18 protein-coding genes are annotated in these 13,074 nt (G+C 39.5%); 14 read left to right on the top strand and 4 right to left on the bottom strand.

Annotated features, from left to right (window positions below; all coding sequences use genetic code 11):
• The first annotated feature begins 15 nt into the window (after positions 1–15).
• The 5 genes from AKG37_RS02465 (at position 16) to AKG37_RS02445 (ending at position 3,464) form a co-directional block, all read left to right on the top strand.
• Positions 16–570 (top strand): hypothetical protein, encoded by a 555-nt coding sequence (locus AKG37_RS02465; RefSeq protein WP_060697418.1) that lies wholly within the window; start codon positions 16–18, stop codon positions 568–570.
• 161 nt (positions 571–731) lie between these two features.
• Positions 732–2,135 (top strand): polysaccharide deacetylase family protein, encoded by a 1,404-nt coding sequence (locus AKG37_RS02460; RefSeq protein ID WP_060697417.1) that lies wholly within the window; start codon positions 732–734, stop codon positions 2,133–2,135.
• A gap of 97 nt (positions 2,136–2,232) precedes the next feature.
• Positions 2,233–2,424, top strand: a complete 192-nt coding sequence (locus tag AKG37_RS02455) for a hypothetical protein (RefSeq protein ID WP_060697416.1) — start codon at positions 2,233–2,235, stop codon at positions 2,422–2,424.
• Positions 2,425–2,595: 171 nt separating this feature from the next.
• On the top strand, positions 2,596–3,021 hold the full coding sequence (locus AKG37_RS02450) for an NUDIX hydrolase (RefSeq protein WP_060697415.1): 426 nt from the start codon (positions 2,596–2,598) through the stop codon (positions 3,019–3,021).
• 35 nt (positions 3,022–3,056) lie between these two features.
• Positions 3,057–3,464, top strand: coding sequence for a hypothetical protein (locus tag AKG37_RS02445; protein WP_060697414.1), 408 nt, complete (start codon positions 3,057–3,059; stop codon positions 3,462–3,464).
• Between the two features lie 417 nt (positions 3,465–3,881).
• Here the strand turns inward: AKG37_RS02445 and AKG37_RS02440 are convergent, their stop codons facing one another.
• A complete protein-coding gene (locus tag AKG37_RS02440) occupies positions 3,882–4,196 on the bottom strand; it encodes a DMT family transporter (protein WP_060697413.1) in 315 nt (104 codons plus the stop codon).
• A 2-nt stretch (positions 4,197–4,198) separates the two neighbouring features.
• On the bottom strand, positions 4,199–4,546 hold the full coding sequence (locus tag AKG37_RS02435) for a DMT family transporter (RefSeq protein WP_060697412.1): 348 nt from the start codon (positions 4,544–4,546) through the stop codon (positions 4,199–4,201).
• A 32-nt stretch (positions 4,547–4,578) separates the two neighbouring features.
• On the opposite strand from AKG37_RS02435, the gene AKG37_RS02430 reads away from it, so the two are divergent.
• On the top strand, positions 4,579–5,418 hold the full coding sequence (locus AKG37_RS02430; protein WP_047201931.1) for a LysR family transcriptional regulator: 840 nt from the start codon (positions 4,579–4,581) through the stop codon (positions 5,416–5,418).
• 206 nt (positions 5,419–5,624) lie between these two features.
• Here the strand turns inward: AKG37_RS02430 and sigK are convergent, their stop codons facing one another.
• Positions 5,625–6,353, bottom strand: coding sequence for an RNA polymerase sporulation sigma factor SigK (sigK, locus tag AKG37_RS02425; RefSeq protein WP_058014952.1), 729 nt, complete (start codon positions 6,351–6,353; stop codon positions 5,625–5,627).
• Between the two features lie 217 nt (positions 6,354–6,570).
• Here sigK and AKG37_RS02420 point away from each other — a divergent pair, with 217 nt between their 5' ends.
• The 4 genes from AKG37_RS02420 to AKG37_RS18965 all read left to right on the top strand — a co-directional run bounded on the left by AKG37_RS02420 (position 6,571) and on the right by AKG37_RS18965 (position 9,653).
• A complete protein-coding gene (locus AKG37_RS02420; RefSeq protein ID WP_060697411.1) occupies positions 6,571–7,692 on the top strand; it encodes a response regulator aspartate phosphatase in 1,122 nt (373 codons plus the stop codon).
• Between the two features lie 179 nt (positions 7,693–7,871).
• The gene (locus tag AKG37_RS02415; protein ID WP_060697410.1) at positions 7,872–8,612 is read left to right on the top strand and encodes a polysaccharide deacetylase family protein; all 741 of its coding nucleotides are present in this window, start codon (positions 7,872–7,874) and stop codon (positions 8,610–8,612) included.
• Positions 8,613–8,696: 84 nt separating this feature from the next.
• Entirely contained in the window at positions 8,697–9,425 is a 729-nt protein-coding gene (locus AKG37_RS02410; RefSeq protein ID WP_060697409.1) for an SGNH/GDSL hydrolase family protein, read from the top strand.
• Positions 9,426–9,503: 78 nt separating this feature from the next.
• Positions 9,504–9,653 (top strand): hypothetical protein, encoded by a 150-nt coding sequence (locus tag AKG37_RS18965; protein WP_162838470.1) that lies wholly within the window; start codon positions 9,504–9,506, stop codon positions 9,651–9,653.
• 135 nt (positions 9,654–9,788) lie between these two features.
• Here the strand turns inward: AKG37_RS18965 and AKG37_RS02405 are convergent, their stop codons facing one another.
• The gene (locus AKG37_RS02405; RefSeq protein ID WP_003217327.1) at positions 9,789–9,929 is read right to left on the bottom strand and encodes a sporulation histidine kinase inhibitor Sda; all 141 of its coding nucleotides are present in this window, start codon (positions 9,927–9,929) and stop codon (positions 9,789–9,791) included.
• 361 nt (positions 9,930–10,290) lie between these two features.
• On the opposite strand from AKG37_RS02405, the gene AKG37_RS02400 reads away from it, so the two are divergent.
• From AKG37_RS02400 to yhbY, 4 genes are read left to right on the top strand one after another with little or no spacing between them, the layout of a single operon-like run.
• A complete protein-coding gene (locus AKG37_RS02400; protein WP_008356191.1) occupies positions 10,291–10,812 on the top strand; it encodes a YqeG family HAD IIIA-type phosphatase in 522 nt (173 codons plus the stop codon).
• Positions 10,813–10,814: 2 nt separating this feature from the next.
• Positions 10,815–11,915, top strand: coding sequence for a ribosome biogenesis GTPase YqeH (gene yqeH, locus AKG37_RS02395; protein ID WP_060697408.1), 1,101 nt, complete (start codon positions 10,815–10,817; stop codon positions 11,913–11,915).
• 21 nt (positions 11,916–11,936) lie between these two features.
• Positions 11,937–12,779, top strand: coding sequence for a shikimate dehydrogenase (aroE, locus tag AKG37_RS02390; RefSeq protein ID WP_060697407.1), 843 nt, complete (start codon positions 11,937–11,939; stop codon positions 12,777–12,779).
• Positions 12,773–13,063 (top strand): ribosome assembly RNA-binding protein YhbY, encoded by a 291-nt coding sequence (gene yhbY, locus AKG37_RS02385; RefSeq protein WP_008342507.1) that lies wholly within the window; start codon positions 12,773–12,775, stop codon positions 13,061–13,063. The genes aroE and yhbY overlap by 7 nt, the downstream gene beginning before the upstream one ends.
• Positions 13,064–13,074: the final 11 nt, after the last annotated feature.

Below are 13,074 nucleotides of genomic sequence, written 5' to 3'. Positions count from 1 at the left end.
CTGGAGGAGATAGAAATGGATCAACAGGCCATGCACATCACATTAGCAGCAGGACCCAATAGTGAGCTAGAATCTTTTGCACTGCGTGCAGCACTTGAAAACTTCGGCGTAAAAGTCGACATGCATTGGATCGGAAGACCAAATGATCTGATCAATGTGTTATCTGGAAAAAATAGAGGAGAAATAGATTACATTCTCCTATCGTTTCATGGAGAAGAAGGAGCATTTCTCATGCCGGAATTAGGGGAAGATGTTTACGAAGATGGGGAGCCAAGAGGCACTGCTTTTAGAGCGGAAGAAATCAAACGGTACGCCTCATTAAAAGGAATTCATATCATTTCTACAGGCTGTACACTAGGAGAGAAAAATCTTGCACATGCCTTTATAGAGGCAGGGGCAGCATCTTATACGGCGCCGGATGATTACATTGATGGGAATGCAGCCTTTATCTTTGTTTTAACGATGCTGTACGAGCTTATTAACAATACAAAGACAGTGAGAGCGGCATTTGATCAAGCACGTTCCATTGATGAAGAAACGAAATTGTTTCAACTATATATGCAAAAATAAATCAAAGGGCTGAGACATCAAGTCCTTTTTTCTATTCCTCTCTATAAATGTGTCGAAAATGTGACAAGTGTGTATGTTGCAAACTAAAAAGGAGGCTTGCAAAGTCTATCCTACAAACACACGTCATTCAGTTATGACGGCATCACGAGAGGAGAATCATTGTGTCAATCAAATGGAAAGTCAGTCTCGTCCTATGCGTACTTGCGGTCATCATCGGGACCGCTGCGTTTTATCATAACCAGCAGGCAAACGGGACAGAAAAGAAGAAAGTAGAACCAGATGCGAGCTATAAAGAAGTTGAAATTGTCACCCTCGTGAATGACGGGAGATACATGAGATATGCTGTCAACTATCCGGTGTTTCATCAAAAAAAGCTAGATCAAGAGATGAAAAGATTTGCAGAAACAGCACTGGACAGATTCAAAACATCATTTAGCGAAGCAAGCGATGTCGATGAAGAGAATCGATATGAATTAAACATAGATTACGAGATCACTCATTATGCCAAGCAAACCGTTGCGGTCAAATTCAATACATATGAATTGAAAGGCGGAGTAAAAGGCGTACATCAAACGAAGATGTTCAACTTTGATTTTAAGAAACAGCATTTTTTATCGATAGATGATCTATTTTTATCAAAAAAAGAAAGTCTGCAAAAACTATCTCATATGACATTTGAGGAGTTAAAAAAGGATCACTCTCTTGCTAAAAATGAGGATTTACTCAAACAAGGAACCTCTCCTGCCGCAGAGCATTATCAGCATTTTGCCATCAAAGATCGTTTTATTGAATTCTACTTTCCGGCAGGACAAATCGCACCAGACAGCCAAGGCCCTCAAGTGCTGGCGATTAAGAAAACCTTGCTTAAAGGAATGTTAAAGCCAGAATATATCAATAAAGAAAAGAACAAAAACGAGAAAAAAGAACCGATTCCAAAAAGAAAGATCGTAAAATTACCTAAACAAGCAGTGTTCAACCCAAATCAAAAAGCCATTGCCCTTACATTTGATGATGGTCCAAATCCATCAACGACCTCAAAAATTTTAAAAGCTTTAAAAGAAAACAAAGGCCATGCGACATTTTTTGTACTAGGCAGCAGGGTTCAATATTATCCTGATATGCTAGGTGAAATCAGAAAAGGTGGAAATGAAATCGGAAATCATTCCTATAGCCACCCTTTACTCACAAGGCTGCCATTAAAACAAGCCGTCAAACAAGTAGAAGAGACGCAGCAAATCATTGAAAAAGCAGGCGGATTCACACCGACTCACTTTAGACCGCCATATGGTGGAACAAACGGGCAAATCAACGAAGCAGTCAACATGAAAGTCACACTTTGGGACGTAGATCCTGAAGACTGGAAATATCGTAACAGCCAATACGTCGCAGACTACATTCTTACACATGCATCGAGCGGAGAAACCGTCTTAATGCACGACATCTATGACACTTCAGCAAACGCAGCTGTCACGATCATCAAAGAATTAACCAGACAAGGATATCAATTACTGACAGTCTCGGAGCTTGAAAAGTGGAAGGAAGCGCGAGCGAAAAAGGGAAATTAAATACGTCATGAAGATGCGAATTTACAAAAATTCGCATCTTTTTTTAAGATGAAATGTGAAAATATGTTAAAGTGAGTGTAGAAAGGGAGGGCTTCGAATGGTATTGATGAGGTTGATCAGCATATATATGCTGACAGCGTTTAGTTTAGCATTTGTCATAAACTATGTACCTGGTTTGATGCTGCCCATCTATATTCTTGCGATGATTGGGCTCATTTTATGTCTCGTTCATATTGCGCTCCATTATATTCGGAAAATTAGATATATGTTATTTGATGAGAAACGCTGAGATGATTGCTTTCTAAAAAACCTCCTGCTGGTAGAGTGAGGTTTTATTTTTTTGCTCCCACTTCCATTATCTTGTACCAAGGATACAGTATAATAAGAATAGAAAAAATGAACAGTTCGTGTCATATATTAGACAATTGATGTGAACAGAGAATGAGTGAGGGGGGTTCACTTGAAACGAGTAGACGTCGTATCAGCTCTTATTTTTGATGAGGAAGAAAATATATTAACGGTCAAGAATGTAAAGGGGTACTGGGAACTTCCGGGCGGTGCTGTGGAAAAGGGTGAACACCTGCAGCAGGCTGTCATCCGTGAAGTGAAAGAAGAGACAGGGTATGTTGTCGAAGTAAATGAACTTCATTCGGTTCGAGAAGCATTCTTTCAAGATAAAAAGCATCATGCGCTTATCATTACGTTCTTTGCGGAAATGATCGGGGGAGAGATGAACATTCTAGATCCGGATCATGATATTGAAGAAGTAAAATGGGTCAGCACTCAAACCTTTCAAAAGCTAAACCCAAAGCTATATCACATGCTAAAATTAAACCAACAAACACAAGCTTTTTATGATTTTGAGGGAAATAGAACAATCGGTTAAATCTAAATTGATAGAGGCATGAAGGAGCGATATTGATGTATTTGTACTACGGCCCCACAGGAGCTCCAGTAAAAAATCCAGGAGAAGAATTCATGAAAAGAATTTTCTTTCAGGAGGGTGAAGAGTATTGGAAACAAGGAAATGGAGAATCTTCTATTGAGATAGAGGAAGATTGGGAATGCGAAAGTCTAGTTTTCTTTTATACTGAACCATATGGATTCTTTATCATGAGATATCCAGATTTTTTAGTTCCTTTTCAAATGGTAGAAAAGATTGAAACCATTGAGCACTTCGTCGCAGGATCACCATTGAATGTGCCATCGTGCAGCTTTGTCGATCGCAATCAGGCGTATCAAATCGTTCAACAGTTTTTGGACGACAAAAAAGCACCTGATCTTGTTGAATGGGTCGAGTTGAGGAATATTGATTTTCAGCATGATTAAAAGGTATATAGGTGAAAAAATTCATAGTTTCGATGATTTTTATAGGAAGATGGTTATTGTTTTTTGATCAAGAAAGTTACGGGATTATGTTTTTAAAAAAACATGAAAAGTGGAATGATGTAAATTGGATTTATTAGCCGATATGAATAAAGGACAGCTATTATGAAAAGAAATGCAGAGAGACAGTAGCTTAGTGCTGAAATTAAAAACAGGCCTAATTAGGTCTGTTTTTGTTAGAAGTTAGGAAATTTATTTTCACTTCTCCGCCCGGTAAATCTCATGAAACATCTTCATTTTCAAAATTTAGTATATCTATTAATGAAATATCGTTAGCTCCCATTTGTTTAGAAGGCTTACTGGTTCCGGTTAGGTTTATTCTTTAATATGTTTTTACTTAATATGAAACTCAACTATGAATCAAGGGATTAATTCTAATAAAATTGTCCCTAATAGGATAGATACAATAGAGATCAATTTTAATTTGCTTTTGGATTCTTTGAACAAGATGATTCCTAATGTTGTTGTTAACACGATTGTTAACCCAGACCATATAGCAAATACAATTGCAACCTCGAAATAGCTTGTTGCTAAAGAGACAAAATAGATACAAGTAATAAACAATGTGAATGCCAATAAAGTTGGAACCTTGATTTTAAATCCTTTTGACAACTTTACGCATATTTGACCGGAAACACCCAATATAATACTGAATAAAAGAAAGACATACCCCATATTCAACTCTCCTTGCACATGTCTCTATTGTTTTCTAACCGTAAGTTTATTGAAACGGCTCCGGTTATGATAAGACTAATCCCTATTAGCTTTAATGTAGAGATTGTTTCATTGAAAAAGACAATTCCAATGATTGTTACTAAGACAGTACCGGTTCCTGCAAAAACGGCATTTACAGTTCCGACTTCTCGATGAGCTGTTAATAATATATATATCGCTATAGAAGAACAATAAAATAGAATGGCTAGGATTGTCGGTACAAAGTTAGTAAAACCATTTGCTGCATTTAAACAAAAAACGCCAATCACTTCTAATAGTATGGATATCATTAGTAAGATATAATAAGTCATAATATTACTCCTTCGTAAGGATGTGTCGATCATTGAATTTAAAATCTATTGAATACTTTATTGCCGTTGCGGAATATGGTTCACTTACTCAGGCTGCTCATCATCTCTACATAACCCAACCAGCTTTAAGTAAACAAATAAAGTTATTTGAAATAGAGATTGGTCATAAGTTGTTTGTTCGTTCACCAAACGGTATGATCCTTACGGAAAAAGGAAAAAACTTATTGGTGGATATCCAGCCGCTTTTGTATGCTTTAAAGCGTAAAATGAGTGAGCACATCAAAACAAATATGATCCGTTTTGGTGTTTCGCCTTTTTTAGCAACGTATTATCTCCCAGAATTAGAAGGACCGAATATAAAGATAGAGCTTACTGTGACAAGGGAGGAGTGTTTTGAATTTATTCAAATGCTGGAATTAGGCGAAATTGACTCAGCTATCGTTCAAGATTGTCCTGACCATCCAAATCTGTTTTCAAGGTTTCTTTATGAAGAAGAATTTCAATTAGTTGCACCAAAAGGGCATCCCTTAACAGTAAAAGAAACAGTTGAATTAAGAGATTGTTTAAAATACCCTCAAGTTTTACCACCAAACGAAAGTCGTTTATACAACAACATTCTTTCTAAATTAAAAGAGGAAGGCAGTCTTAATAATAAAATCATTTCTGTCCCATATCAGGCGATCATCGATTATGTGATGAAAGGTTACGGTATCACTTATTTACCGTCTCTTCTTGTCCAGCATTACTCCTACCGCAATTTGGAGTTTGTCAATATTAAGAATAAAGAATTGATGAGAAAATTATATCTTTATGCGAATAGCCGGCATAATCTTGAACTTGTATATAATCATTTAGAAAAACCATCTTCATAAAATTATAAACACAAGAATCTGATAAAAAAAATAATGGTTTTTCATAAGGGTATAACTATAAGTTATACCGTGGTGAAAAATAGGTTTTGGAAATGAAAAAGTAGTGACTTTGAGGAAAGTAAAAATGCTCATACATCGTTTTATAAACGTTTAATGGGCAGCAAAGCAATGAAAAGAAGCCGGAAGTTTAGACCGGCTTCTTTTCATTATTTCCCCTTCTCCCGCTTCCGTTTCTCCTTCTCCGCCCGGTAAAACTCATGAAACATTTTCATCAGCGCCCGCTTCTCAATACGTGACACATAGCTCCGCGATATCCCGAGCTCTTTGGCTATTTCTCGCTGCGTTTTTTCTTTCTTTAAATCAAGGCCGAACCGGCCGACGATGACTTCTTTTTCTCGGCCGTCGAGAATGTCGATATACTCCTTTACTTTTTCAAGCTCCATGTTGAGCTGAATGGTATCAATCACATCTTCATTTTCGGATTTTAAGACATCAATTAATGAAATTTCGTTGCCTTCTTTATCCTGACCGATGGGGTCATGCAAGGAGACATCTTTTTTCGTTTTTTTGAGCGCGCGTAAGTGCATGAGAATTTCATTTTCAATACACCGCGCCGCATACGTTGCCAGCTTTGTTCCTTTTCCAGAGGAATAGCTTTCGATGGCTTTAATGAGTCCGATCGTCCCGATGGAGATGAGGTCTTCAGCGTCTTCCCCGGTATTTTCAAATTTCTTTACAATATGGGCGACGAGCCGAAGGTTATGTTCAATCAGCATGTTTCTTGCGTGTTCATCGCCCTCTGCCATGAGGGCTAAGTATTTTTTTTCATCATCTCCCGAAAGGGGCTGTGGAAAGGCATTGTTTTTGACGTAGGACACTAAAAACACCAATTCTTTGACCATCAATCCCATCGCTGTAAATACTCCTGCCACGATTTTCACCTCCACCATGTTTAGGCTACTGCCTATATCCTCAAATGTATGTGAAGGAGGGATTGTCTGTGTCTGTACGATGAAAAAATCATCTTTTTCAAAAATTCGTGCTTCTGTTCGTCTCTTTTTTATGTTTGCGGTTTCTTTGCGGTGCTTGGCGGTCAAGAAGCGTGCTAAAATATGTAATATTAGACCGAAAAGGAAGGGGTTTTTTCGGAACATGGGGAAGGTTCTTTCTTCACATGTAGGTATGAAAATTAATGAATGGTATCGAATGATACGGCAGTTCAGTGTACCAGATGCGGAAATCTTGAAAGCGGAAGTCGAAGCGGAAATTGAACGGATGGAAGAGGACCAGCATTTACTGATTTATTATCAGCTCATGTGTTTTCGGCACCAAATTATGCTTGACTATATACACCCTTCAAAATATCAACCTTTCTCAGTATCTAATCTAGTCGATAAAATCGAAAATTCCAATCATGAGTTATCTGATATGCTGCATTATTACCATGCATTTTTTCGTGGCATGCATGAATTTAGTCAAAAAGAATATTTAGAAGCCGTCAAATATTATCGCGTGGCAGAAAAACAGCTATCTATGGTATTTGATGACATTGAGCAGGCGGAGTTCCATTTTAAAGTAGCAGAAGCCTACTATATAATGAAACAAACACATGTCTCCATGCACCATATTTTAAAGGCGCTGGAAATATACGATCAGCGTGATGCGTATACCATTCGCATCATTCAATGTCTCTTTGTCATCTCAGGAAACTATCAAGATTTAAAACGAAAAGACCGGGCACTGCCTCATTTAAAAAAGGCAAAACAGCTCGCTTCTCAAATTGATCACCCGCGCATTTACAGTTCAGCGCTCTATAATTTAGGAAAATGCTATGGTGAGCTGGGCTATAGAGAGGAAGCGGAACGATATTTAACGGAATCCGCTGATCTTGCCCGCAAAGAGGTACTTCCAACGCTTCCGCATACGCTCTATACACTGGCGAAGCTGCTTTTTAGACAGAATGAACAGGCGGATGCGCTGCGCATATTAGAAGATGGAAAATTGGCCGCAAAGAAGCATGAAGACCAGCTGTTCTGTCATATGTTTGAGTATCTGGATGCTTTATATGTTCAGGGTATCAATGAAGACCAACTGCAAAAAACCATTGATTATTTGGAAAAACTTAGCCTATACTCTTATATAGAGGACATCTCACTAGAAATTGCAACAGCCTTAGAAGCCTCTCAACAATATAAGAAGTCCAACCAGTATTATCAGAAATTATTATGGGCTCAAAATCAAATCCAAGAAGGAGAGTGTCTGTATGAATTCTAAGCAACGTTCGACAGTTGAAGAGAGAAACCAAACGTGAAACAAAAAGCGGGCCAGTAGGGCCGGCTTTTTTTATGTAAAAAGAGACCAGAAAGCAGCAGATATGCTCATGAAGCTTGCATGAATTGATGAGAAAGCGGGCAATTTAATCTGTAATGATGTTCTGTGGAGGAGTCGGTCGAATGAGAGGGCTGCATATCTTGATGTGTCTATTGCTGCTATGTGCTTTTGTTCCTCATGAAATAGAGGCACATACATTAAAACGAGTGGATCTTGAAAAAACGGGACGTGCCTTTTGGGATATAAGAGCGGAACGGAAAAAGATTGCGATCACCTTTGATGATGGACCTCATCCAGTGTATACGAATCAAATATTGGATGTGCTGAAGGAGCACCAAGTGAATGCCAGCTTTTTTGTTATAGGGAGCCGGATTCATGCATATCCAAAGATCGCAGAACGGTTGGTGGACGAAGGGAATGAACTCGGCAATCATACGATGAATCATACGTATTTTGACCTGTTATCATCAAAGGAAATCAAGCGGGAATTAAAAGAATCAGCGGCTCATATCGCTTCACTTCAGCCTGGCGGTCCCTTATTGTTTCGCCCTCCTGGTGGGCGCTTAACAATGAAGTCCTTCCGCATTTTGTCAAAGCAAGGGTATGATGTGGTCATGTGGTCCTTTACACAAGATCCGAAGGACTGGTCAAGACCAGGCGCGCATAAAATTGCGAGCCGGATTATCGATCATATTCAGGGCGGCGATATCATCCTTTTACATGATGGCGGGGGGAACCGAAAGCAAACGGTAGAAGCACTGAAACAAGTGATTCCTGAATTAAAGAAGAGAGGCTATGAATTTGTGAAAGTAAGTGAGTTGCTGCATCATCACAATGCATATAGGCCAGTTCAACTGCAATAGAAAGCATTCGTCAAAAGCAGTCATTCATTGAAACCAAAAGTCTTGTCGTTTACTATATGAAGAAGGCTTTTGGAGGTGAATGTTGTGAAGAAATATGTTTTCCTTTTCATCCTAATGTGTGTTGCTGCTGGGTGCTCAAAGCCAGTACAAGAAAGCGTCATTGCATTTGGTGACAGCAATACAAGAGGATCAAACTGGGACTTTCGAGATTATCCAACATCTGAAAAATGGGTGAATCTCATGAAAAACGTCGAGCGCGGCCAAATTCAAGTAAAGAATGCAGGAATTGGCGGGCAGACGACTGAAGATGCGAAGCTTCGTTTTGAGCAGGATATTTTAAAGCAGAAACCAACTTACGTCCTCATCATGTTCGGTACGAATGATGCGGCGATTTTAGACGGGAAACATCCCCGGGTGACGAAGAAACGGTTTAGAGAAAATGTAAACTACTTCATTTCTGAAAGTAGAAAAGAAGGTATTACCCCGATTCTCATGACCTGTGTTCCTGTTGTAGAAGGCGGGAAAAAGGGCCTGTATTATTACTCTAGATATAAGTCATCTTATTTTGCTGAGAGAGGCGGGGCAAGAGCTTGGCAAAACTCTTATAATGACATCACGAGAGAAGTAGCGAAGGATCAGCACGTGCCACTTGTTGATAACTGGAAAGCTTTCATCCGAGAAGCTGGTGAAGATAGTGACAATGCTTTGATTCAGTCAGGTTTGATCGACCCTTCTGGCAATCATATGACGCCAAAAGGTGCGCGAATTATTTATAACGAAATCAAAGAGCGTGATGTCATTAAACATTTATAAATGATGGCCTTCTGCCTAAACAAGACCATCCATTCAGCATAGTCTAACAGTATATCTTCCTATAAGGAGGTAACTGATATGAGGGGATGCCCTTATCCTTACCCTGCGTGTTCGCCTTATCCAGCTCAAGGAGCAGGAATCGGTTACGCTTTTCTTGTTGTGTTCCTTGTGGTCATTTTGGTCGTAGGCGGAGGGTTATGGTTTTGGAATGAACAGCCTTGTAAATAAGACACCTCTTCTTTCATCAGAAGGGGTGTTTTTTACGGAAAATAGTAGTAAGCCTATAGCGCAAGTGATATAATATCAGTCACCTGAGTTTAAAAAAGGAGAGTGCTCGGGAGGCATGGTTCCTGTGATATGGAATTAAGAGGAAACAGAGAGCATATGCCCGAGCGAACGTCTTTTCATTTCTGTCTCAATTAATTCAATGAAGTCGCGATTTAAGTTCATTTCATTTGCTTTATAATACGATTCTATAAGTAAATCATCTGACAGCTTTTTCATACTAGAAACCCATATGATGGGAAAAACACCTCCCCTGAAAAAGTTGGCATAAAATTTGAGGAAAAGACATATCATCATAGGTTGATCGACTGTCTTTGAAGTACCTTTAATCTACCATGAATGGGAAACAAGAACAATCGTTCTGTTATCCACATGGTTACGTGGATAACTTGTGGGTAGAGTGTTTATAATTGAATGAAAGCGTGATGAAATATAGGTGGATAATGTGTGTAAAATTATCCACACCTGTTGAAGGTACTCATCATATGTCGAAAACTTTTTCATTGTATTCGATAGACAGACAAATTGTGATTTGATTCGACACAATCGCTGAAAACCAATGGAAGAAAGGGTGCAAATTGTGCTAAAGAAGTATTTCTTACCGGATGAATTTGTGAAAAGTATTTTCCACATTTCGCCGCAAAAACTAAAAGAACGAAACGTAAAAGGAATTATTACCGATTTAGATAACACACTAGTAGAATGGGATCGTCCAAGTGCGACACCGCGCTTAATTGAATGGTTTCAAGAAATGAAAGATCACGGGATACAGGTGACGATTGTATCGAACAATAATGAAAAAAGGGTCAAGCTTTTTTCTGAACCGGTTCATATCCCGTTTATTTATAAAGCGAGAAAGCCTATGGGAAGAGCCTTCAATAAGGCAGTCGCTGATATGCAGTTGAAAAAAGAAGATGTGGTTGTCATTGGGGATCAACTCATGACAGATGTTCTTGGCGGGAATCGTCATGGCTTCCATACGATTTTGGTCGTTCCTGTTGCTGCCTCGGACGGATTTTTCACAAAGTTTAACAGGCAGATTGAACGCAGAATTTTAGGAGCCTTAAAGCGTAAGGGCCACATTCAGTGGGAGGAAGAGTAATAATGGAAAAGGTTGTTTGTATTGGCTGCGGTGTAGCCATTCAGACGGAAGATAAAGATCAATTAGGATATGCGCCGGCAGCATCTCTATTGAAAGAAGATGTGATCTGTCAGCGCTGTTTTAGGTTAAAGAACTACAATGAAATGCAAGATGTTTCTTTAACAGAAGACGACTTTCTCAATATTCTGCACAGCATCGGAGAGACAGATTCTCTCATTGTCAAGGTCGTTGATATTTTTGACTTTAACGGAAGCTGGATTAATGGATTAAGCCGTATTGTCGGTGGGAATCCGATTTTACTTGTCGGCAACAAAGTGGATATTTTACCGAAATCCGTGAAAAAAGATCGTTTGATCCATTGGATGAAACGGGAAGCAAAAGAAAACGGATTAAACCCCATTGATGTTTTCTTAATCAGTGCAAGCAGAGGCCAGGGCGTGCCTGAGGTGATGGAAGCGATTGATCATTATCGTGAGGGAAGAAATGTCTATGTCGTCGGGTGTACGAATGTTGGAAAATCAACATTTATCAATCGAATCATCAAAGAAGTGTCTGGCGAGGAGAACGTCATTACTACATCCCAATATCCAGGTACAACACTTGATGCCATTGAAATTCCGCTTGATGACGGATCTGCTTTATTCGATACACCTGGCATCATCAACCGCCATCAAATGGCGCACTATGTCAGCAAAAATGACTTGAAGATTTTAACGCCGAAAAAAGAATTGAAACCGAGAACGTTCCAATTAAATGAAGCACAAACGCTTTACTTTGGCGGGCTTGCTCGATTTGATTATGTAAAAGGCGGCAGAACGTCATTTGTCTGCTATATGCCAAATGAGCTGAACATTCACCGGACAAAGCTGGAGAATGCAGATGATTTATATGAAAAACATGCAGGAGAACTGCTGTCACCGCCATCAAAAGAAGGAATGGAAGATTTTCCGCCGCTCGTTCCGCATACCTTTACCATTGATCAGCCGAAAATGGACATTGTCTTTTCAGGTTTAGGCTGGGTCACTGCAAATGATGCAGGTAAGCAAATCAAAGTCTATGCGCCAAAAGGCGTGCATGTGTTTATGAGACGTTCGTTAATTTAAATGTTCAGAGGGGGAGAGACCTTGAAACCTTTATACGGAGTAATCGGAAACCCTGTTGGCCACTCAATGTCTCCGGATATTCATAATGCAGCATTAAAGGATGCTGGAATTGATGGACACTATCATGGCTTTCAAGTAGAAAATGATGACCTGAAAGATGCGATTAGCGGTATGAAAGCTTTAGGAATCAGCGGCTTTAACGTCACTGTTCCGCACAAGGTAGACATCATGCAGTACCTTGACAAAATAGATGTGACAGCTGAACGCCTGCGTGCCGTCAATACGGTGCGGCTTGAAGGAGATCAGCTCGTTGGATACAACACAGATGGAGAGGGCTTTCTTCATTCATTGCTTGAAGCTTTGGATCAGCCATTATCAGAGCTGTCATTTCTCCTGCTTGGTGCTGGAGGAGCAGCAAGAGCGATTTATACGACAATCGCTGAGTATGCACCGAAAAAGTTTGATATCGCCAACCGCACCATTGAAAAAGCGGAGGCTTTAATTGAAAGTGCAGATGGGAAAATCACATCTCATGCTATTGCATTAGATAAAGCAGAAGAACGGCTTGGGGATTATGATGTCATCATCCATACGACCTCTATCGGCATGTATCCGAATGTTGAAGAGACCCCGATTTCTTTAGCGAACGCAAAAAAAACAGCGGTCGTTTGTGATATTGTGTATAATCCAATAGAAACAAAACTGCTTAGTGAAGCAGCAGGGTTAGGCTTGAAAACAGTAGATGGCGTTGGCATGTTTGTTGGACAAGCAGTAAGAGCCTTTGAACTGTGGACAGGTATCACGCCTGACGCCGGAAAAATGAAGTCAATTGTCATAGAGAAATTAGGAGGAACACCATGTTAAAAGGTAAGCAAAAACGTTTTTTACGTGCACAAGCACATCATTTATCACCTATTTTTCAAGTGGGAAAAGGCGGGGTAAATGACAATATGGTCAAGCAAATTTCCGAGGCGCTTGAAGCAAGAGAACTGTTAAAAGTCAGCGTATTGCAAAATTGTGACGAGGACAAAACGGAAGTTGCAAAAGCACTTGTAAAAGGTGCAAAGGCTGAACTCGTTCAAACGATCGGAAATGTGATTGTCCTTTACAAAGAATCGAAGGAAAATAAACAAATTAAGCTGCCGTAAAGGTGGATGTG

Source organism: Bacillus australimaris, from assembly GCF_001307105.1.
Taxonomy (GTDB): domain Bacteria; phylum Bacillota; class Bacilli; order Bacillales; family Bacillaceae; genus Bacillus; species Bacillus australimaris.
Note: the sequence above shows the minus strand (reverse complement) of the source record. Positions and strands in the feature narration are given on the sequence as shown.